16 protein-coding genes and 1 pseudogene are annotated in these 21,115 nt (G+C 67.8%); 9 read left to right on the top strand and 8 right to left on the bottom strand.

Annotated elements, in window-relative coordinates; translation table 11 throughout:
- Positions 1-11 precede the first annotated feature (11 nt).
- From L1066_RS10165 to L1066_RS10140, 6 genes are all read left to right on the top strand, one after another.
- The gene (locus L1066_RS10165) at positions 12-371 is read left to right on the top strand and encodes a nuclear transport factor 2 family protein (protein WP_235736215.1); all 360 of its coding nucleotides are present in this window, start codon (positions 12-14) and stop codon (positions 369-371) included.
- Positions 371-1,159, top strand: a complete 789-nt coding sequence (locus L1066_RS10160; protein ID WP_235736214.1) for an SDR family oxidoreductase — start codon at positions 371-373, stop codon at positions 1,157-1,159. Before L1066_RS10165 ends, L1066_RS10160 begins: the two co-directional genes overlap by 1 nt.
- A 24-nt stretch (positions 1,160-1,183) precedes the next feature.
- A complete protein-coding gene (locus L1066_RS10155; RefSeq protein WP_235736213.1) occupies positions 1,184-2,329 on the top strand; it encodes a sulfotransferase family protein in 1,146 nt (381 codons plus the stop codon).
- A gap of 320 nt (positions 2,330-2,649) precedes the next feature.
- On the top strand, positions 2,650-3,069 hold the full coding sequence (locus L1066_RS10150) for a tetratricopeptide repeat protein (RefSeq protein WP_235736212.1): 420 nt from the start codon (positions 2,650-2,652) through the stop codon (positions 3,067-3,069).
- Entirely contained in the window at positions 3,066-3,887 is an 822-nt protein-coding gene (locus L1066_RS10145) for an ATP-binding protein (protein ID WP_235736211.1), read from the top strand. The genes L1066_RS10150 and L1066_RS10145 overlap by 4 nt, the downstream gene beginning before the upstream one ends.
- Positions 3,884-4,963: a tetratricopeptide repeat protein gene (locus L1066_RS10140; RefSeq protein ID WP_235736210.1), complete on the top strand. Its 1,080-nt coding sequence runs from the start codon at positions 3,884-3,886 to the stop codon at positions 4,961-4,963. The genes L1066_RS10145 and L1066_RS10140 overlap by 4 nt, the downstream gene beginning before the upstream one ends.
- An 18-nt stretch (positions 4,964-4,981) precedes the next feature.
- On the opposite strand, the gene L1066_RS10135 is transcribed toward L1066_RS10140, so the two are convergent.
- From L1066_RS10135 to L1066_RS28535, 6 genes and pseudogenes are all read right to left on the bottom strand, one after another.
- Positions 4,982-6,859, bottom strand: a complete 1,878-nt coding sequence (locus L1066_RS10135; RefSeq protein ID WP_235736209.1) for a flavin-containing monooxygenase — start codon at positions 6,857-6,859, stop codon at positions 4,982-4,984.
- Positions 6,860-6,960: 101 nt separating this feature from the next.
- Positions 6,961-7,380 carry a heat shock protein transcriptional repressor HspR gene (locus L1066_RS10130; protein ID WP_235736208.1) on the bottom strand — a complete coding sequence of 140 codons (420 nt, stop codon included), beginning with the start codon at positions 7,378-7,380 and terminating at the stop codon, positions 6,961-6,963.
- Between the two features lie 5 nt (positions 7,381-7,385).
- Positions 7,386-8,519 carry a molecular chaperone DnaJ gene (dnaJ, locus tag L1066_RS10125; RefSeq protein ID WP_235736207.1) on the bottom strand — a complete coding sequence of 378 codons (1,134 nt, stop codon included), beginning with the start codon at positions 8,517-8,519 and terminating at the stop codon, positions 7,386-7,388.
- Between the two features lie 82 nt (positions 8,520-8,601).
- The gene (gene grpE / locus L1066_RS10120) at positions 8,602-9,150 is read right to left on the bottom strand and encodes a nucleotide exchange factor GrpE (protein ID WP_235736236.1); all 549 of its coding nucleotides are present in this window, start codon (positions 9,148-9,150) and stop codon (positions 8,602-8,604) included.
- Positions 9,151-9,243: 93 nt separating this feature from the next.
- A complete protein-coding gene (dnaK, locus tag L1066_RS10115; protein ID WP_235736206.1) occupies positions 9,244-11,094 on the bottom strand; it encodes a molecular chaperone DnaK in 1,851 nt (616 codons plus the stop codon).
- Positions 11,095-11,334: 240 nt separating this feature from the next.
- Positions 11,335-12,371 (bottom strand): annotated as a pseudogene (locus tag L1066_RS28535) (alpha/beta hydrolase).
- Positions 12,372-12,574: 203 nt separating this feature from the next.
- Between L1066_RS28535 and L1066_RS10105 the strand changes: the two are divergent.
- From L1066_RS10105 to L1066_RS10095, 3 genes are all read left to right on the top strand, one after another.
- Positions 12,575-13,030, top strand: coding sequence for a pyridoxamine 5'-phosphate oxidase family protein (locus tag L1066_RS10105; protein ID WP_235736205.1), 456 nt, complete (start codon positions 12,575-12,577; stop codon positions 13,028-13,030).
- Positions 13,027-14,187: an aldo/keto reductase gene (locus L1066_RS10100; protein WP_235736204.1), complete on the top strand. Its 1,161-nt coding sequence runs from the start codon at positions 13,027-13,029 to the stop codon at positions 14,185-14,187. The genes L1066_RS10105 and L1066_RS10100 overlap by 4 nt, the downstream gene beginning before the upstream one ends.
- A 2,705-nt stretch (positions 14,188-16,892) precedes the next feature.
- A complete protein-coding gene (locus L1066_RS10095) occupies positions 16,893-17,078 on the top strand; it encodes a hypothetical protein (protein WP_235736203.1) in 186 nt (61 codons plus the stop codon).
- Positions 17,079-17,841: 763 nt separating this feature from the next.
- Here the strand turns inward: L1066_RS10095 and L1066_RS10090 are convergent.
- Positions 17,842-18,030: a hypothetical protein gene (locus tag L1066_RS10090; protein ID WP_235736202.1), complete on the bottom strand. Its 189-nt coding sequence runs from the start codon at positions 18,028-18,030 to the stop codon at positions 17,842-17,844.
- Between the two features lie 627 nt (positions 18,031-18,657).
- Positions 18,658-18,903 carry a hypothetical protein gene (locus L1066_RS10085; protein WP_235736201.1) on the bottom strand — a complete coding sequence of 82 codons (246 nt, stop codon included), beginning with the start codon at positions 18,901-18,903 and terminating at the stop codon, positions 18,658-18,660.
- Positions 18,904-21,115 lie beyond the last annotated feature (2,212 nt).

Raw genomic sequence — 21,115 nt, 5'->3', positions numbered from 1 at the left:
GGAGCAACTCCATGCCCACGCGCGAAGACATCTGTTCCATTCTCGATTCCTACATCGAACACCTGTCGGCCCACGACGTCGATGAACTGGGGGCCTTGTTCGCCGACGACGCGGTCAAGCACGAACCGCTCGGCGTGGCGTCCTACCACGGCCGCGACGAGATCCGGGCCTTCGACGTCAAGGCCGCCAGGGCCCCGTTCACGGCGGTGCGCAACTCACCGATCACCGTGTCGGGCAGGCATGCCGCCATGCAGGTGGCGGTGCGCCTCGAAGGGGTCGGCGAGTTCATCGCCACGGATCTCTTCGAGTTCGACGAGCAGGGCAAGATCACGTCGCTCAGCGTGCTGATCGACAGCGAGGCCCGCCCGTGATGAGTCACTCTGCGATGCTGGAAGGCAAGGTCGTCCTGATCTCGGGGGCGGGCCCCGGTCTGGGCCGCTCCTTGGCGCTGCGCAGCGCCGCCGCGGGGGCGCGGGTCATCCTCGCCGCTCGTACGGAGTCTCGACTCGTTGCCCTCGCCGACGAGGTCAAGGAGAACGGCGGGACGGCCGCGTGCATCCCCACCGACCTCACCGACGCAGCATCGGTGGCTGCGCTCGCCGAGCAGGCGATCTCCACTTTCGGCCGGGTCGACACGCTGGTGCAGAACGCCAATGCCCAGCCCCCGCAGATCGGCGTGCTCGAGGCTGACATGGACGACGTCCGCCAGGGCCTGGAGATCAACCTGCTGTCGGCGCTGAACCTCGTTCGGGAGCTGGCCCCGGAGCTGGAACGCAACGAGGGCTCCGTGGTGATGATCAACTCGATGGTGCTGCGCAACCAGCTGCCCGGCTTCGGCTCCTACCGGGTCATGAAGTCGGGCCTGCTCGCGCTGGCCCGGAGCCTGTCGGTCGAACTCGGCCCCCGAGGCGTCCGGGTCAACTCGGTCGCCCCCGGCTACATCTGGGCCGAGTCGGTGAAGAACTTCTTCGCCTGGCAGGCCAAGAAGCGGGGCGTCGACCCGAGCGTGGTCTACGCCGAGGTGGCCGCCGACACCGATCTGCGCCGGCTCCCCGAACCCGACGACATCGCGAACGCGGTCGTGTTCCTCGCGTCCGACTTGGCCCGCGCCATCACCGGCCAGTGCCTGGACGTGAACTGCGGGCACACCCACCACTGAATTCGAACCGACAAGGAATCGACCATGACACAGCACCCCGATGCCCTGGACACGATCGAGGAGTTCCAGGACGCCGCCCGGGCGAAGACCGGTCTCGACGACTTCGGCGACGACGACTACCTGGAGGGCCTGGCCGTCCTGCGCGACTCGTTCGAGCATGAGGCGGACCTGAGCGAGATCGGTCGACGGATCGCCCGCAAGATGATCATCGACGCTCTGTCGTCCCGACTGATCAGTGAGGCCGGGTTCAACCGCCATCCGGAGCACGTCGACGTCGCGATCGAACGCCCGATCTTCGTCTGCGGCATGACCCGCACCGGCACCACGGCGCTGCAGCGACTGCTCAGCGCAGATCCCGGCAACCAGGGCATCGAGATGTGGCTCGCCGACACGCCGCAGCCGCGTCCCCCGCGTGAGGAGTGGCCCGAGAACCCGGACTTCGCCCGCGCGGACGCCTTCTACCGTCGTACCCAGGAGAAGGCTGCTGACCTGATGAAGGTCCACTTCATGGGGGCTGAGGAGGTGGAGGAGTGCTGGCGACTGCTGCAGCAGTCGCTGCGCTCGGTCTCCTTCGAGACGACGGCCCACCTGCCGAGCTACTCCGAGTGGCTGGCCGGACAGGACTGGACCAGCACCTACGCCCGCTACAAGAAGAACCTCCAGCTGATCGGCCTCAACGACCCGGAGAAGCGCTGGGTGCTGAAGAACCCGAGCCACGTGTTCGCGATCGACGAGATCATGAGCATCTTTCCCGATGCGCTCATCGTCCGGACGTTCCGAGACCCGCAGACGTCGATGGCCTCGACCTTCAGCCTCTGCGACCAGAGCTCCTTCTCGATGTCGAAGGCGTTCGACCGGCCGACGATCGGACGCACGCAGCTGGACCTGTGGGCCCGGGGCAATGCCCACTTCCATGCCGCTCGCGAGCGCTACGACCCCGAGCAGTTCCTCGACGTCGACTACCGGGAGTTCGTGGCCGACCCCGTCGGCACGGTCGAGAAGCTGTATGCCGGCTTCTCGCTGCCGTTCTCCGATGCGGCGCGCGCCGCGGTGACCCAGGCACACGAAGCCAGCCTCGCCGAGCACCGCCGCCCCTCCCACCAGTATGCGCTGGAGGACTTCGGCGTGACCGCCGAGCAGGTCGCCGAGAAGTTCGACCTCACCTCCTGACTGCGGGATCGCTGAGACCCTGGTCTCGACAAGCTCGACCTCCGGAGTCGCTGATCGAGCTTGTCGAGATCACCCAGTCTCGACAGACTCGACCTCCGGAGTCGCTGATCGAGCTTGTCGAGATCACCCGGTCTCGACAGGCTCGACCTCCGGAATCACTGGTAGTTCCGGTCTCGACAGGCTCGACCTCCGGAATCGCTGATCGAGCTTGTCGAGATCACCCAGTCTCGACAGACTCGACCAACGGAATCGCTGATCGAGCTTGTCGAGATCACCCAGTCTCGACAAGCTCGATCTCCGGTGCCGGTAGGGTTTCGACGGTGGACGATGCGCTCATCACCAGTCTCTCGGCGGCTGTCGTGGCTGCACCCGACGACCTGACCTTGCGGCTTCATCTCGCCGATCTGCTGGTGCGGGCCGGCCGTGGCCCGGAGGCGGTCGCGCATCTGGCGGTCGCACTCGCGGCAGACCCCGAATCGGCGCAGGCACGGGCACTGATGGCAGCGGCATTGGGCGCTCCGGCAACCCCGAGCGCGCCTGCCGAGGCCGTGCCCGAGCCCCCGCAGCAGACGTCCGCTCCCGACGGCGTCGACTGGGCGAGCCTCGAGGCCGACCTGGGTGACGCCGTACCCCCGATGTTCGTCGACGGAAGCAGCACCGACGACGGCCCCTCCCCGACGCGTGGGAGGTCGAACGGAGCGGCATCACCCTGGCCGACGTCGGCGGCCTCGACGAGGTGAAGAAGCGCCTGGAGGCGAGCTTCCTGGCACCGCTGCGCAACCCCGAGCTGCGCCAGCTCTACGGCAAGTCGCTGCGCGGTGGCCTGCTGCTCTACGGCCCGCCCGGCTGCGGCAAGACCTACCTCGCCCGTGCCGTGGCCGGCGAGCTCGGCGCGGCCTTCCTGCACGTGTCGCTGGCCGACGTGCTCGACATGTACATCGGACAGAGCGAACGCAACGTCGCCGAACTCTTCCGCCAGGCACGCGACTCCGCGCCGTGCGTGCTCTTCCTCGACGAGCTCGACGCGATCGGCCAGAAGCGCTCGCTGACCCGCAACTCCGGCATGCGTACGACGGTCAACCAGCTCCTCACCGAGCTCGACGGCATCGGCTCCGACAACGACGGTGTCTTCGTGCTGGCCGCGACCAACCACCCGTGGGACGTCGACCCCGCGCTGCGGCGCCCGGGTCGGCTCGACCGCACCCTGCTCGTGCTCCCACCCGATCGCACAGCTCGCGAGGCGATCCTGCGCAGCCACTTCGCCAAACGTCCGGTGGAGCGCATCGACCTCGCCGGACTGGCCAAGCGCACCGACGGCCTCAGTGGCGCTGACCTGGCGCACTTGGTCGACTCGGCCGCCGAGATCGCGTTGATGGAATCGGTGCGCACCGGCAGCGCGCGGATGATCACGATGGCCGACGTGCAGACCGCGCTGCGCGACGTACGCCCCTCGATCGGACCGTGGATCGAGACCGCCCGCAACGTGGCGCTCTATGCCAACGAGTCGGGTGAGTACGACGAGCTCGCGAAGTTCATCCGCAAGCACGGCCGACGATGAACGAGATCGAGCGTGCCGATCACCTGCTCGACCTCGGCCGTGCGCCGGAGGCCGAACAGCTCGCACGTACGGCGCTCGCGAACGACCCGACGTCTGCTGACGCCTTCGTAGTGCTCGCCCGAGCGCTGAGAAGGCAGGACCGCCACCGCGAGGCAGTGACCGTCGCCCGCAGCGGACTGGTTCAGGACCCCGAATCACGGCAGTTGCTCCTGGAGCTGGTCGATTCGCTGACCGACTTGGCCAGCGACAGCAACCGCGTGCGGGCCCGGTTGCGGAGGGTGCTGGCGGAGGAGGCCCGCGAGTGTGCCTGGCGCCTGGTCACGGTGGAGCCGAACTGGTGGGTGAGTCATTACTCGATGGCGCGGGCGCTGCTGGCCGGCGACCGCCCTCGAGTGCGCGACGCGCTTGCGCGGGCGCGGATCGGGGTGCAGCTCGGGCCCAACGAGGCCGACACCCACAACCTGGTCGGTCTGTGTCTCGACAACCTCAACCAGCACGACGCGGCGCGGGCCTCCTACCAGGAGGCGTTGCGTCTCGATCCACAGCACGCGATGGCGATGAACAACCTGGCCACGCTCGACATCGGCTTCTTCCGGTTGCGCAACGCCGCACAGGGCTTCGGCAACGCCGTCGCCCTCGAGCCCGGTGAAGCGACGCTCCGCGAGAACCTACGGGTGCTGACGACCCGACTGGCGATGCGGTTGCTCGCCGTGAGCGTCGTCGGTGCCCTGCTGCTCGCGATCCTGCTGGGCACCGAGGCACCGTGGTGGGCCCGGGCCCTGCTGGGTTCGGGCATCGTTGCCGGCACCGGCTGGTTTGCCCTGCGCTCCCGCTCCTACCTGCCTCGCGGCATGACCTTGAGCATCGGCGCCCTGAATGCTGCCATCAGTTGGCGCGAGCGCGTCTGGCTGATGGCAACGGTCGTCGCGTTGGCGTGCTTGTGCGCAATGGCGTTCGCGCCCCGCGACATCGCCATCGACGCCGGCATGGGGATGGCCCTCATCGCACGGATGCTGTTGGTGGCGGCGATCGTCGCCGGACTGCTCCGCGCCTTGACCGGGCTCAAGCGGCGCTAGTCGTCACCCCGACAGGGTTCAACAGGCCGGGCACCACGCACAACGGGTGCACCTGCGAGGCTTGAGCTGCGTCAACCCGCGGGCGCCACGCACAACGGGTGCAGATGCGACGGTTGTGTACGACAGACCCACGACATGGATCACGCAGGGATCAGCGCAGTCCGGCGACCTCACCGGCGATCTGGAGCGCCAGGTGCCGTGACCCCGCGCGGGCGTAGGAGAGGTTGCCTCCCATGAACCACAACCCGTCGACGCCGGACGGGCGCCACACCGAGCGCAGCTCGCCCTCGGCGTCGAGACCCCACACCGGCCTGGCACCGGCGACGGCTTCCTCCCCAGCACCTCACGGGCGGTCTCGAGGATGCCGGTGTAGCCGGTGGCCAGCACGATCGCGTCGAACTCGACGCGGTCGCCGTCGCCGAAGACCACTGCCCCCGGCTCCAGTCGCTCGATGCCGGTGCCGTGCTTCACCCCGATGGTGCCGTCGATGATGAGCGGCGAACAACCGACGTCGATGTAGTAGCCGCCATTGCGCTCGAAGAACAACCTCGACATGCCCGTGTCGTCGGGCCCCATCGTCAGCCCGAAGCCAGCGGCACGCAACCCGTCGAGCAGGTCCTTGTCGCAGTCCGCGGCGAAGGCCGCGCCGGCCCGGAGCTTGTCGGTGGCCGCGGCCGTCGGCATCGACCAGCTGATCAGGTCGGCGATCTCCGTCGGCGGGCCGACCTCCGAATAGAGCACCATCATCTTCTTGACCACGGTGTCGCTGCTGATCACATAGCTCGGCGAGCGCTGCAGCATCGTCACCCGCGCGCCGTGCTCGGCCAGATCCTGGGCGATGTCGTGGCCGCTGTTGCCGGAGCCGACCACGAGGACCCTCTTGCCGGCGTACGCCGACCCGGTGGTGAAGGCGCTGCTGTGCACCACCTCGCCACCGAAGTCGTCGCGCCCCGCGAGTTCCGGCACGTGGGGCCGGTTTCCGCTCATCCCCGTCGCCATCACGACGTGGGCGGGGCGCAGCGTGCGGGTCTCCCCATCACGCGCGACCTGCAGCACCCAGCCGCCGTCGGCGTCGCGCGATGCCGACTCGACGCTGGCTCCGGTCCACACCGGGAGCTCGAGGATGTCGGAGTAGTGCTCGAGCCAGTCACCCATCCGGTCCTTGGGGATGAAGAGCGGCCACGTGCTCGGGAAGGGCAGGTAGGGCAGGTGATTGGCGCCGACCGGGTCATGGAGGACCAGCGAGCGATAGCGGTTGCGCCACCCGTCGCCGACCCGCGGCGCCTTCTCCACGATGAGTGTCGCGACGCCGAGGCGCGTGAGCCGGGCAGCCAGGGAGAGCCCGGAATGACCGGCGCCGATGATCACGACCGCTGGTTCGACGTCACGGAACTCGGCCGCCTGCGCCGAGCGTTCGGCCCACGTGGGTTCGGTGGCGATGCTGCCCTGCCAGCCGCCATCGGGACGTCGTGCACCGGTGCTCTCGGGGAGCGCTCGGAGACTCTCGAGCTGTGTGAAGACGATCTGGGCCCGCCACCCGTCCGACCCCGGCACGAGGTGGGCGACACCGCGGCCGTCGCCTCGCGTGCTGTTGAAGCCGAAGAGGAGCATCAGGCCCTGACCGTCCGGAGCGAGGCTGGGCGGCATCGCGTCGAGCAGTCCGACGGGACGCAACGTGAGGTCGCGGGCTGCGGCGACTGCCTTCTCGAGGCGGTCGCGATCAAACGTGCGCAGGTCCCAGGTCAGCGTGACCGCGTCGCGCCACCAGGTCTGGTCGCCGAAGACGTCGGCCGAGCTGGTGCCGTCCTCGCTGAGCAGCCCTGCGAAGGCGCGCAGCCAAGCGCTCGCCACCTCCGCGGGTTCGACGGCATCATGCTGAGCGACCAGACCGGACACGGCTCCTCCTTCGGGACGCGAAGACCGCGTCCGAGGAGATGTTGGCAGCGCCCCCGCTCATTCGGGAGGTGGCTCCCGTTGAGGTGGAGGCCGCGGTGGCGTCAACGCCCGCGACGCCACACCACGACCGACTGACCCGGATCGGGCGTGCGCAGCACCGGCAACTTGTTGTCGGGCCGGCTGACACGTCGGGTGGCACTCAGTGCCTGCGCAAGGGCTCCCCGCGTCGCCTCGAGCTCGTTCACCAGGTCATCGTTGCGTGCAGCGAGCGCCGCCACCTGGTTCTCCAACTCGACGATGCGGCGTACGCCCTCGATGCCGATGCCACTCGCGGTGAGCTCGGCGATCGAGCGGAGCTTCTCGACGTCACGGTGCGAATAGCGACGACCGCCGCCGCCCGTGCGCTGGGGAAGGATCAACCCCATCCGCTCGTAGGTGCGCAGCGTCTGCGGGTGGAGGCCGGCGAGTTGGGCGGCCACGCTGATCACGTAGACGCCGATGTCGGGGTCCGGGCGCTCCATCCGACTCAACTCCCTTCGAAGAGGTTGCTGCGCAACGGCTTTCCGGCCGCAGCCTCACGATAGGCCTCGACCGCGTTCCGGGTGGCGTCGTCGAGCACGGCCGGCACCTGCACCTCGACGGTGACCAGCAGGTCGCCGTTGGTGCCGTCGGCCCGCTTCGGCCCCTTGCCACGCACCCGGAAGGTGCGCCCGTTGGGGGTGCCTGCAGGGATCTTGAGGGTCACCGGTGCACCACCAAGGGTGGGCACCTTGATCTCGGCGCCGAGTGCGAGCTCGTCGAACCCGACTGGTACGTCGAGGGTGAGGTTGTCACCCTTGCGCGTGAAGAGCCGATGGGGCGTGACCTTGACCGTGACGAAGAGGTCACCGGCGGGGCCGCCGTTCTCGCCCGAGCCGCCCTTGCCGCGCAGCCGGATCTTCTGTCCGTCCTTCACCCCAGCCGGGATGCGCGCCTGGATGGAGCGGGCGGACTGGCCACGCCCGGAGCCGAAGCAGGTGGGGCACGGCTCGTCGTAGACCAGCTGCCGTCCACCACACGACGGGCAGGTCTCGTTGAGTGTGAAGGCACCGCCAGCGGAGGCCGCGACCATGCCGGAGCCCTCGCACTGCGGACAGATGTGGGGTTTGGTGCCGGGCTTGCCGCCGCTGCCGCCGCAGGTGCTGCAGGGCGAGTCGCTGGTCAGCCGCAAGCTGATCGTGACGCCGTCGAGCGCGTCGGTGAAGCTGATGGTGGCCGTGGTCTCGACGTCGTCGCCCTTGCGGGGGCGCCGAGCGCGCTGTCGTCCACCCCCGCCGAAGAGGTCGCCGAACATGTCGCCCAGTCCCCCACCGGCACCTGCACGGTCACGGAGGAGGTCGCTCAGGTCGAAGCCGCCCGCGCCACCCCCGAAGCCGCCCATGGGCATGCTGCGGATCTCGTCGTACTGCTTGCGCTTGTCGGGGTCGCCGACGACGTCGTAGGCCTCGGCGACGGACTTGAACTTCTCGTGCTTGGCCGTGTCACCGGGGTTGGAGTCGGGGTGGTTGGCGCGCGCCAGCTTCCGGTATGCCTTCTTGATCTCCTCGGCGCTTGCGTCCTTGGAGACCCCGAGCTCGGCGTAGTAGTCCTTGCCTGCCCAATCGGCCTTGCCGGCAGTCATGCGCGCACCTCCTTCTCCGTTGGTCGTTGCAGTTTCTGACTACGTACGGCGGTGCCCGAGCACCGCCGTACGGCTGCGGTCATCAGCCCGCGTCGGTTGCCGCGGAGCCGCCAGCGGGCTCGGCCACGAGCACCTGGGCGGCGCGCACGACCCGCTCGCCGAAGCGGTAGCCGGCGCGCACGATCACCTTGGCGGTGGTCACCTCGACCTCCGGGTCCTCACCGATGTGGGAGAGGGCGTCGTGGAGGTTGGGGTCGAAGGCGTCGCCCGGCTCGCCGAAGCGGATCAGGCCCTGGCTCGCCACGGCCTGCTGAAGCTGGTCGGCGACAGCACGGAAGCCCTCGTCGAGCTCGCCGTGCTCACGGGCACGGTCGATCGTGTCGAGCACCTCGATGATCGGGGAGAGCGCCTTGTGGGTCGCGTTCTCCTTGATCAGGTCCCGGTCACGTTCGACACGGCGCTTGTAGTTGAGGAACTCGGCCTGCAACCGCTGGAGGTCGGCCGTGCGCTCATCGAGCTCGGCCCTGGCCCGTGCGAGCGGGTCTGCCTGCTCCTCGGCATCGACGTGCGGGACTCCTCGACCAGGTCGACGTCGCCGGGCTCCAGCGGAGCCCCTCCTCGACCATGTCAGCGGCGCCGCTGGTGTCAGCGGACTCGCCGATGACCTCGGCGTCGGCCGAGGCGTCGTGGGACGCCCCGGCCGGCTCCTGCTCGTGAGAGCTCGTCACTTGTCGTCACCCTCGGTGGGTTCGTCCACGATCTCGGCGTCGACGACGTCGTCGTCGGCCTCACCGGTGCTCCCGGTGGTGCCACCCGCAGCGGCCTGGTCGGCCTCGGCGGCGGCGTACATCGCGGCACCCATCTTCTGGCTGGACTCACCGAGCTTGCTGACGCCGGCCTCGAGCTCGTCGGCGGTGGCCTCGACATTCTCCAAGGTGGCCTTCAGCGCGTCGAGGTCGGCCTGCACCTCGGTCTTCACCTCGTCGGGGATCTTGTCGCCGTTGTCGGTGAGGAACTTCTCGGTGGTGTAGACGAGGCTGTCGGCCTGGTTGCGGGCGTCGACGGCCTTGCGACGGTCGGCGTCCTCGGCGGCGTACTGCTCGGCCTCCTTGACCATGCGGTCGATGTCGTCCTTGCTCAGCGCCGAGCCGCCCGAGATGGTCATCGACTGCTCGCGGCCGGACGCGTGGTCCTTGGCGGAGACGTGGACGATGCCGTTGGCGTCGATGTCGAAGGTGACCTCGATCTTCGGCACGCCACGCGGAGCCGGCGGGAGACCGGTCAGCTCGAAGTTGCCGAGGGGCTGGTTCTGGGCCCACATCTGGCGCTCACCCTGGGCGACCTTGATCTCCACGGACGGCTGGTTGTCGTCAGCGGTGGTGAAGATCTCCGAGCGCTTGGTCGGGATCGTCGTGTTGCGCTCGATCAGGGTGGTCATCACACCGCCCTTGGTCTCGATGCCCAGGCTCAGCGGGGTCACGTCGAGGAGCAGCACGTCCTTGACCTCACCCTTGAGCACGCCGGCCTGCAGGGCCGCACCGAGCGCGACGACCTCGTCGGGGTTGACGCCCTTGTTGGGCTCCTTGCCGCCGAGCAGCTCCTTGACCAGGTCGGAGACGGCGGGCATACGGGTGGAACCACCCACGAGCACCACGTGATCGATGCCGGAGATCGGCACGCCGCCGTCCTTGAGCACGGCTTGGAACGGCGCCTTGGTGCGCTCGAGCAGGTCGGCGGTGAGCTTCTGGAACTCCGAGCGGGTCAGCTTCTCCTCGAAGTGGAGCGGACCGGACTCGCCGTGGGTGATGTAGGGCAGGTGGATCTGGGTCTCGCTGGAGGAGGAGAGCTCGATCTTCGCCTTCTCCGCGGCCTCCTGGAGACGCTGCTTGGCGATCTTGTCGGCGGCGAGGTCGACACCGTTGCCGGCCTTGAACTTGTCGACCATCCAGTCGACGATCCGGTTGTCCCAGTCGTCACCACCGAGGCTGTTGTCACCGGAGGTGGCCTTCACCTCGACGACACCCTCGCCGATCTCCAGCAGCGAGACGTCGAACGTGCCGCCACCGAGGTCGAAGACGAGGATGGTCTGGTCGTCGCCCTTGTCGAGGCCGTAGGCCAGCGCGGCAGCGGTGGGCTCGTTGACGATGCGCGAGACGTTGAGGCCCGCGATCTCACCGGCTTCCTTGGTGGCCTGGCGCTGGGCGTCGGAGAAGTAGGCGGGGACGGTGATGACCGCGTCGGTGACGGGCTCACCGAGGTAGGCCTCGGCGTCACGCTTCAGCTTCTGCAGCACGAAGGCGCTGATCTGCTGGGGCGTGAAGTCCTTGTCGTCGAGGTTCGTCTTCCAGTCGGTGCCCATGTGGCGCTTGACCGAACGGATGGTGCGGTCGACATTGGTGACCGCCTGTCGCTTGGCGACTTCGCCGACGAGGACCTCGCCGGACTTGGCGAAGGCGACCACCGACGGGGTGGTACGGGCGCCTTCTGCGTTTGCGATGACGGTGGGCTCTCCACCTTCGAGGACGGCCACCACCGAGTTGGTGGTGCCGAGGTCGATGCCGACTGCGCGGGCCATGGGATCTCCTACTCGTGTTCCTGCTCTGGTCTGGGGCGGCTGCGAGCACCCGTTTCCAAGTGTTCACGGCCGCGATGTGAACAGTCTGCCACAGTGGTGGTCGTTCCGTCACATTAGTTGAGTCACATCGACTCAGGTTATCTGATGGTTCCAACGACACTCTGGCTCGAAAGATTCCCGGATCCGAGAGGATTTCCGGCACCGGACGCTGTAGCGGACATGCGAGGGCTCACGCGCGGGTCAGGAGTCGCGCAGGACCCAAGCGCCAAATGCTTCAGCTCCGTCGACGACCGCCTCGAACCGAGGCGAGTGGAACACGTCGAACGAGTGCTGGCCACCGGGGAGCTCGGCATAGACCACCGTGTTTCCGACGGCTCGCAGGCGGACGACGAAGTGGCGGGCCCCTCGACGGTGCCCCACCCGTCCTTCGTCCCGTGGGCGATGAAGAGCGGCGGCGCCCCGCGCGGACGTATCCCTGGGGCTGGAGCTCCGAAGGCGGCCCCTCGGGCGCTTCCCGAACTGGCGGCCGTAGTAGCCGTAGAGCAGGATCGCGCCGGCGACCGTGGTGTCGACCGACTCGAATCCCGGCTGGAACATCGGATCGTTCGGAGTGAGCGCGCAGAGACCTGCCAGGTTTGCCCCGGCGGAGCTGCCGGACACGAACACCTTCGACGAGTCGGCGCCATATGCATGGCCGTGCTCACGGACCCAGGCGATGACCGACTTGGCGTCGATCTGATGGTCGGGGAACTGGACCTGGGGCGCAACCGGTAGTTGGCGCTGATGCACACCCACCCCTGACTCGCGAGCCTGGTCAACAGGGGTCGTGCCTCATGGCTCTTCTTGCCGCTGGTGAAGCCGCCACCGTGGAAATGGACCAGGACCGGCGCGTCCTGCGGGGCGTCGCGGCGTCGGTAGATGTCGAGCAGGTGCCTGCGCCCGGCGTCGCCATAGCTGACGTCGTTGATCCGCTCGACGTCGCGTCGCGATCTCACGAACGGCGCCAGCAGGATGCGACCCCAGGGGCGATGGCGCCGCAGTGGCGCCGAGACACGGGCCCGCCAGTCGGCCCCCAGGCCCTGCACCAGCGCCTGCTCGACTGCCCGGTCGGTCCGCACCCCCGCCAAGCCGCGACGGCCAGGCCGGCGATGGGTTGCGACCGCAACTCCGGCGGCGGCCCTGCCACTCGGCGAGTCCAGGTCGCCCTCGGCCGCGGCCAGCGCGGTCGAGGCCACGAGGTAGTAGATGGCCAGGAACGGCAGCTCGTTGATCAGCATCCCGAAGAGCCAGCTGACCCTCCCCACGAGCAACGGCCGGCGCGGAGCGACCACTGCGAAGAAGGTGCACCAGGCAGCGAGCGCCACCGTCACGAGATATCCCACCGGCGCAGTCATGGCGCCCTCTCTCATCGCCCGGAGCCTCTCGGCAGCGCCCGCAACCTTACGTATGCGGTCCGTCGAGCTCGGGTAGCGTCGTGCAGATGTTCGTTGATCCTGCGAGCCCCGAGGCGGTGGCCGCGTTCGTCCGCGCCTGCCGATTGGGCGTGGTGGCGACGGTCGACGACTCCGGGCGTCCCGAAGCGGCCCTCGTCGGCCTCGCGGCGCTGGACGACGGCACGCTGATCTTCGACGCGCCCCGAGCTTCGCGGAAGATCGCGAACATCGGCCACGACCCCCACGTCGCGGTCGTCGTCGGATGGAGCGACGACACCACCGTGCAGATCGAAGGTGTGGCCGCCGTCGCCCATGGTGAACTGCGTGGCGACTACGGACGCGCCTACAACGAGCAGTTTCCCGGCTCCCGTGCCCTCGACGACGACTTCGCGGTCGTCGCGATCCGCCCCACCTGGTTGCGGAGCTACACCGCCACCGCCGGCGCGCCCGACGTCACCGAGGCGCACTGGGCTCCGAGCACAGGTGGCAGGCTGGGCGCATGACGACTCCCGCCCTGACGATGAACGACGGACACCTCATCCCGCAGATCGGCTTCGGCACCTTCAAGATCGACCCGTTCGAGACCGCCGAGGTCGTCTCCCGCGCCCTGCAGGTCGGATACCGCCACATCGACACCGCGCAGATGTATGGCAACGAGCAGGGCGTCGGCGAAGCAGTGCGCACCTCCGGCATCTCGCGCGACGAGGTCTTCGTGACCACCAAGCTGAACAACCCGCACCACCGGCCCGACGACGTCCGTCGCAGCTTCGACGAGTCGCTCGCGACGATGGGCCTCGACCGCATCGACCTGTTCCTGATCCACTGGCCACTGCCCACGCAGTACGACGGCGACTACGTCTCGACCTGGCGCGCGATGACCGAGCTGGTCGCCGACGGCCGGGTCCGATCGGTGGGTGTCTCCAACTTCGAGCCCAATCACCTGGCGCGGATCATCGACGAGACGGGGATCGTCCCGGCGGTCAACCAGGTCGAGGTGCACCCCTACTTCGACAACACCGAGGTCCGCGCCGCCAACGCAGCGCGCGGCGTACTCACCGAGGCCTGGTCGCCGATCGCACGTGGCGCGGTGACGGGTGATCCGGTGGTCAAGGCGATCGCCGACCGGGTCGGGCGCAGCGAGACCCAGGTGGCCCTGCGCTGGCATCTCCAGCGCGGTGACATCGTCTTCCCGAAGACGATGTCACCGCGCTGGAAGATGGCGCGGTACCTGGCCCGACGTCGCCGCCACCGGATCGCCGCGCCGCGCCTGAAGCTCATTGACCACGCCGCGCGCGGTGCTGGCGCGACCTCGGCTGTCGAAGCCGAGTGCGCCTCGACTGGTGAAATCCCGTCTCTTCCGCCAGTGATGGAAGCTCGAGACCGATCTGGACAACTCGGTATCGCGCGTCGAGGTTTCGTGATCTCATCATCAGCCAGTGAATCGGTGAAGGCCATCGCGAGCGACTCGTCGAAAATGCCCGTGCAGATCAGCAATGTTGTTGTTCGTGATGAACACATCGTCATCTGCCGGAAGATGCACGCCTCTCGCCGACGCCCTGCTCGTTATAGCCATCTTGCGCGGTATCGATGTGGCGGTAGCTCGGTGCAGGGAAGCGGGCGACCTCGGCGACGACGGATTCGCAGGGCGAAGTCATCGTAAACCCGGCCTGCCACCTGCTCGGAGCCCAGTCTTTTCGGTGACGTCGGCGCCGCGCGTACTCCACTGACCAGCTGAGAACCGCGAAATCGTCGGCACAGGCTGCGTTGCTGGGCACGTCCGTAAGTGCAGTTCATGGGCGACGATACTGCATTGATGTCGGCTCGCTCCGTCCGACGACGACCATGTGGCCGATGTTCGCGATCTTCGCGAAGAAGCTCGGGCTGTACGTCAGCGTCAGCATTATCGGCGCTGCGGCGGCCGACGGACAGGTCGTCGACTATCACCGCACCACGCCCAATCGGCAGGCATGAACAAGCCCGGCACCTGCGGAATCAACAGACGATCTGCACGACACCTGTCGGCGGACCCGCGCCCGCCAGGGCGCGCCGAGAACTCCGGGCGACGGCCTGGTGCGCCTTCAGCGTGACCGCGCCGGCTATGAGTCAACTGCTCGGGATGGCGACTGGCTGCGTTCCACGCAACCATCTACCTCGTGGCCTCGACCGCTGGCCCTGGCTGGGCGACCTCGCCGAGGGTCAGGCCGCCGGTGTCGCGGCGCGCCGACACAACCGTACATCCAGGCAATCGAAGCAGGCGCTGGTGCAGGGCCTGAAGGCCCGTGTCGGCGCGTCGCCCCTGGAGTCACCTCCTGGCGCCGTTCATGGATCTGCGACGCGATCGAGCGGATCAACGACGTCAGCTGCTCTCGACTACCGCCGCGACGCCGCAGGTGCGATCGGTCGCCAGCGGCAAGGCGCCCGCCTGGTGACCGAAGGCGCCGTGATGGGTGCACTCAACCCCGGTTGCGCCCCCCGTCCCCGACCAAGTCGGTCATCGCCTGGGTCCATGGTACAGCCATACATAACCGTCATCGAAAACTCCGGCAGCTCCGCCGGGTCTAGTTCTCTGCGCGCTCACTCCGAACGATCCGATGTTCCAGCCGGGACCGGGTCGGTCGGTACCGCGCGATTCCGGCTGCCCCCCGACGACGCCGAGTGAGAGAGCGGGAGCGCTGTTTTTAAGAATTTCTCCTTCTTCGTCGCGAGACGGGCGCGAGGCCGCCGCTTCGTCGTCACCTGCAACCGACCAGCGCCAGTCCCCCGCTGACCCTTCCCGCCGGCGGTCGCCGGCGGTGGCGACGGCGCAGATCGCGACGCGTGTTTCATCAGTGCCAGAAAATCTGGATCCAGGCGCCAAATATCGTTGAGGCTGTCGTCGACGGCTTCAATATGTGACGGACGACCGCCTGTGATATTCACATCGCGGCAAGCGCAGGCGAGCAGGGCGTCCCATTGGCCGCGTCAGCGCATCGACGCCGCAGCTCGGTGGTGGCAGGAGAGTCGATTACCGTCATCGCTGCAGAGAAGGCGCCCGGCACCGCACCCCGTCGGTCGCCTTCGCCAGAACTCGGCAGACCTCGTCGCTGAAGTCGCCAAGCGTACCAATGTCGACCGCCATCCCGCCGGTCGGCCGCCACGCGCCGGCGGAAAAACATCGGCGACAAGGACTTCGCGCCCCAGCGGACGGCGCAGCTCGTGAAGCACGCCGGGCCCCCTCCGGCGTAGGCCGACCGGCGATCGCCGAATCTGCTGCTGTGGCATGACCCGCTAGCGACGAAGATCGCGAGGCCTCAACGTCTCGCGCATCTGCCCACCGCCGCGCTGGCTCCCGGCAACGACAGACCATCCTCGTCTTCGACCTCGATGGCGGCGTTCGGCCTCTCGCTGCTGGAAGATCGGCGAGTGTCGTCGAGGTGAAGACGTGACAACTCGTGACAGGACAACCGCAGATCGTCGGTGTCGACAGGAGTTCGGAGGCAGCAACTGTGTCGGCCGCCACCGACAAATCGCCAAACAGCGCAATCTCCAGGAGGCCGGGCCGGAAGCGCGGGGCGACGAGCGGTGCTCTCCCCGGCAGACAGCTTTTTGCCCTACATCGCCGCGATGTCCCGCTCCTTCGAGAGAGCGCGACCCGCTCAGTGTAGCCGCCGCCGACCTGCTCAGCATGCGCGTGACGTGCCGATCTCCGGCATTCGTGTGGCGCAGCTATGCCCGCGGCCTGGTAGGCTGCTCGGCGGCAAAAACGGCAAAGACGGCCGATGTCGCGCCATTGTGCGGCTGCAGGCCGGCGTAAACTGTGATCGAGAGATCAGGTCTCGACGTGACGCGCGGGGCATCAGGCCAGGGCGGTGACCGCCCTGATCAGCAGACGATCTTCACCGCGGCGGCTAACCAGCGATCGATGGTAAGAATTGAAGCGCCAGATGTAGAACCAGCCCTCGACAGCTCGAAGCGACCTACCGCTCCGTGGCGTGCCGCCGACGATACCAACGAGCATCGTCCATCCGCCGAAGCCCGTCCGGCCGCGAAGCGATCGACCGATCGAGCGTCGGCGCTGGTAGGGCTGCGGCTCGGCGGCGAGCCCGCCGCCGGCCGTCGGCGCCCGACCCGGCGCTCGTCTGCCGGCTCCTCGCCGACAACGGCGACAAGAGCGAACCGAGGTGCAGGCCGATCGCGCTGAATGTCGAGGCCACCGCCGGCGAGCCGGCTGGACGTCTTATCGATGCCGCGATCGCCACGCCGCCAGACGACTGCGCAGGCTGTGAATGCGATCGACGCCGGTGGAAGCGACGACGAAATGTCCTCACGAGCAGGCCGGGCGTCGACCTGCCTCGACGTACCGGTCCGCGCCAACGGCGCCGCGGTATGGTCGAGGAAGACTCCGCTGGAGCCGATGTCGAGTCCCACGCGTCGATGCCGAGGAAGACGGACCGACGCTCGCGCAGGCTGGCCGAGCTCGATGGCGCACGTGAGCAGCGGTGCGGGCCGTTCCTCAACTACAGCGCCGTCGACGTGACCAGTGAAGAACGCGACCGCAGGCGCTCTCCCTGATCATCGAAGGTCTTCGACACAGCGTACCCGGCGCAACGGCTCGACGAAGGGCGCTCCGTCGTGTCGGCCAGCTCGCGCGAGGCCGATGGCGACTGATCCGCTCGGCAGCCGAGGCGCCTGGCACTCCGCGATCGCCCTCTCCCACGTCAGTGAGTTAGGTCAGCCACCGCATTCGTGCCGGCTACCGCTCGGCGAGCGCGCCGCCCAGGTGCTCGTGGCCGCGGCTGATGACACAGCCTGCGAACCGCCGTACGCTGATCATACGACCCAGTAACGGAGAAGGAGATGCGCGGGCAGCAAGCGGCAGGCGCGTTCGCCGAGCTCGGGTCATCCAGGTTGCAAAACGCCAGTAAGAAGGCATGAAGCGGCGCGCGCCGACTCCAACGATCTGAAGGTTAAGTCCGCCAGCGGCAGACACCGACGATCGGCGACCCCGACAACTGAAGCGTACGACAGTGCGGCAGTATCCCATGAGTAGCGCGACTTCGCTCATTTTATTTCCCTCCGTGAACTGCGAATACCATTGAGCGCAGGCGTATGTTGGCCGGCGAAGGGAGTGAACGGCGGCAGCGTACCCCACAGGGCATTTGTGGCACGGCCGCTTCTTCGCCGACGCTCATTGGCATCTGTCAGCTGACCGCCCTGCCTGCGGCAGCTTCGCCAAACCCGCATCTGTCCGCAGTGCAGGCTATGTCACTGGCGGCTGCGCTCACGCCCTGCCCGATCGCCGTGGTGGACGGCGGCGTCTTACGGCTACTAAGCTTCAGAAAAACAATGGCCAGTCCGCCCGCTCCATCCAGGCAAACGGGTGAAAAACGGCAAACGTGCGCTGCACGGCGGCAACCGGTGACTCCGTCACGGTCAGGTCGCGCCCCATCGGCTCTTTTCCGCGCAGAAACAACCGCCTCGTACCAGTCGGGTTTTCGACGAGCTCGCACTCGGCGCCGAGCATGTGCCCCGCCGCTGGTGAGCCGGTGACCCTGATAAGCAGGCACTCGGGAGCGAAACAGCCATTTTATTTGTAGGCAGATGCCGGCCGTGCTCGACTGGCACTCACCCGGTGCGATCACCGGCCCCTAATCGCGGGCTGCGGCCGGAAAACCGCGGGCGGGACAAATGTGAGACGAGGGCTCGGCCGAGATCGGCGTCTCCCGGCTGTCAGCGTGGCCGCCCAGCTGCCGACTCCGCCGCAGCGCTGCGCGAGCGGATCGCGCTACAGCGCGCAGGCGGCGGCAAACGTGTTCACCGCCGGCATCGAGCGCCCGCTCGATCGCCAGCTCACCGGCTACATCGCCCGCATCGTCAGTTGGAGAAACCGAATTGGCGGCGCTCGCCCACGCGCGGCGACCGCAGTGAACGAGGCGACGCGGAGGCGCGCTGCGCAGGCACGCCGGTACCCGACCGGCAATCGGCCCGGCCCGACAAGTTGCCATTATTTACGCCGATCCCAGTCGGTCGTGTGTGGCGTCGCAGGCGATCCGGCCTCCCGCCTCAACAGGGGCCACCTCCCCGAGCAGGGCACTACTGCCAGCTCCGGACGAGGGGGTAAAATGGCCCGGCTCGTCATCAACATGTCGTGTCAGACGCCCGCGGCGTGGCGAGCGCTGACTGCGCGCCTCGCAGGCGGCAGGACGGCTGCTCGGCCGACGTCTTCGGCACGACCGAACGCCTGGTGGCTGGTCCGCGACGAGACCTGCACGACGACGACCGCCTCGAAGGCGTCGCCGCAGCCGCGACCCTCGCTCGGCTGGCTGCCGCCCCGGCCCGAACGTCGAAACTCTCGGCAACAGCACGCGAAGACGACAGCCGCGGTATCGCCCTTCATTGCCGAGTCTATCGAAATCTCGAAAGCGCTCCCCGAGAAGCTCTGGCCATCCCGATGGCAGCTGGCAAGGCATGCCGACCCGCAGCGCCGCGGCGCCGAACGGGCATCGGGGGGCACCGATAGAGGCACTACTCCCAGCTGCCGGCTCCACATAAACTTTCATCGTGGAGAGAACGGAGTCGGCGAGTGGCCGCTATCGCTCTCCCTCGGTCGCTAATCGCCTGCCTACGCCGCGCCGGCGCGTGGCCTTGGAACCGGATGGTGACAGCCGGCCTCCGCCCGGCCGTCCTCAGTGTGGACCGGAGCCGGCGTCGAGTCATGCGCGGCAAATGCACGCTGTCGCGTGGGAGACCCGCGCGCTACGCCCTCGTGAGTGAGCGATGCCGGAGGCCGCGGGGCGCCGGCAGTGGTGCACAGCAGCGCCTTCACCGAATCGGCATACACTGCCGTGGTCGACTTCCGGCAACGCAGCGGCACGACGTCGCCCAGGGCCAGCACAGCGCGACGATGCTGCGGCTTTCGCCAGCCGTGGTCCAGGTGTGATGTCAGCCCCCCCCCCTTCGGAGGTCGCGACAGATCGCCGACCTGATCAGCTGGTGCTGGCCGCCTTACAACTTCAGACCTTTCGCCCGGACCCCCGCGGCAGAATTCTCGGCGGAGTTACACAAACAGCCAGGCTGACGATGCAGAGCCAGCCCTACGAGCATGTCGAGGTTGTTCTTCAGCTGTGGCTCTCGACGGCCATCGAGGCACCGGCATCAGCGGCGGCAGTGTCCGGCGACGGCCACGTCAGTTCGGCCTGTCGTGGCCCGCCGGCATCCTCGAGACGGGAAGAGGCCGGCCGTGTGAAGACTCTCGGGCAGCTTGCGCTCGGTGTGGCCGTCCGGCGTGTGGCAGATTGTGCAGCGGCAACTCCCTTCTGCGCCCGCGCGAGTCACCGGCACACAACAAATCGTATTGAAAGATCGCCGATTGCGCTGTCCCTCGTGATCGTGGGTGCGGCGGCAACCGTCGCATCTGCACCGTTGCATGGCGCCCGCCCGAACGCGCAGCTCAAGAAAGTGCACTGCGCGGTGTAACGGTCAGGCGCTGATGATCCGGCGACGATCACCGCCACCAGCGGCACCATCCGTGCGATGGTGCTCTATGCCGGCGATCGATGGCGATGTCGCGCAGCTCGACCCCTGGCTACGCCAACACGCGACCGACCTGTCAGCCGAACGCGCCGCACCAACTGATGGCACTCAGGGGTAAGATTTCATGCGAAAGGTAGGCTAGAAACAGGCACAAGCCTTCGGTAAACTGGCGAGGCCGACACCACATGCCTCGAGTACTGTAAGATCGCAACAAATTGACGACGCGCTCATGTATCAGGTCAGTCCATACTAAAAAGCGAGTATCGCGCCGTCAGGGGCGACGACCGAAGCCCCTGTGCGGCAACCGGAAAATTGGCCGGGGTATTCCGCTCGCCATCGCGTCTGCGCTGAGTTCAGACCTGGCGCCCACCGCTGAGCCACTGCGTCGTGCTGGTTGAGTTATCGAGACGAACCGACCGGAGTTGTGAGTGTCGGCCTCGTTGGGCCCAACTGCAAGCGCGTCGCGCACTCGAGGGCGGTCGCCGGCCAGCAGCGCCCGCGCCATCGGTGTGGCTCACCCACCAGTCGGCTCCACCGTGACCGAGCGCCGGGTACTTCGCAGGCTCCCTTCCGCCAGCACCCTCCGCGCCGGAAGCCCCGCACGCGACGCGTCGCTGGCAAGTCGGTCAGCAATCGACCAGCTCAGGTCTGAACCGGTCCGCTGCGGCGGCTATTTCGGCCCCCCGGCAATCTGCCTTCTCAGCGCTCCGGGCAGCTTCCAGATCGGCGTCTCAGGTCGTTCGCGGCTTCCCTGCGTGCCTTCGGCGCCGGCGCACGGCCCGGAAGCAGGCGCTCCGATCTCGTTGTCGTCGGCCGGCAACTACTGAACTCGCGAGAGAAAGCTCGGCGGCTCCGTGGCATAAACACGTTACAGGCTGAGTCTCGATCCCGCAGTCTTGAGGCGCGCCCGTCGCGCAGCAATGCGCGCATCATGCGCACGTTCCATCAGCGCGATCTCGGCCGAAACGCCAGGTCAGGTCGATACGCCCCGGCGAGTCAGTAAGCTCCACCAGACGTTTGGCGAGTGTGCGCATGAAAACGGCATCACGAAAACGGCGTAACTGGTTTGTTTTTGG

Origin of the sequence: Nocardioides alcanivorans, assembly GCF_021555175.1 — a bacterium.
In the GTDB taxonomy this organism is placed as follows: Bacteria; Actinomycetota; Actinomycetes; order Propionibacteriales; family Nocardioidaceae; genus Nocardioides; species Nocardioides alcanivorans.
This window is presented reverse-complemented; position numbering and strand designations above follow the sequence as displayed.

Coding starts and splice junctions, on each gene's coding strand:
- L1066_RS10165 (WP_235736215.1), top strand. CDS start 12: ATGCCCACGCGCGAAGACATCTGTTCCATTCTCGATTCCTACATCGAA.
- L1066_RS10160 (WP_235736214.1), top strand. CDS start 371: ATGAGTCACTCTGCGATGCTGGAAGGCAAGGTCGTCCTGATCTCGGGG.
- L1066_RS10155 (WP_235736213.1), top strand. CDS start 1,184: ATGACACAGCACCCCGATGCCCTGGACACGATCGAGGAGTTCCAGGAC.
- L1066_RS10140 (WP_235736210.1), top strand. CDS start 3,884: ATGAACGAGATCGAGCGTGCCGATCACCTGCTCGACCTCGGCCGTGCG.
- L1066_RS10130 (WP_235736208.1), bottom strand. CDS start 7,380: ATGGAGCGCCCGGACCCCGACATCGGCGTCTACGTGATCAGCGTGGCC.
- dnaJ (WP_235736207.1), bottom strand. CDS start 8,519: ATGACTGCCGGCAAGGCCGATTGGGCAGGCAAGGACTACTACGCCGAG.
- dnaK (WP_235736206.1), bottom strand. CDS start 11,094: ATGGCCCGCGCAGTCGGCATCGACCTCGGCACCACCAACTCGGTGGTG.
- L1066_RS10105 (WP_235736205.1), top strand. CDS start 12,575: ATGTTCGTTGATCCTGCGAGCCCCGAGGCGGTGGCCGCGTTCGTCCGC.
- L1066_RS10100 (WP_235736204.1), top strand. CDS start 13,027: ATGACGACTCCCGCCCTGACGATGAACGACGGACACCTCATCCCGCAG.
- L1066_RS10095 (WP_235736203.1), top strand. CDS start 16,893: ATGGTCGAGGAAGACTCCGCTGGAGCCGATGTCGAGTCCCACGCGTCG.
- L1066_RS10090 (WP_235736202.1), bottom strand. CDS start 18,030: ATGCTCGGCGCCGAGTGCGAGCTCGTCGAAAACCCGACTGGTACGAGG.
- L1066_RS10085 (WP_235736201.1), bottom strand. CDS start 18,903: ATGAAGGGCGATACCGCGGCTGTCGTCTTCGCGTGCTGTTGCCGAGAG.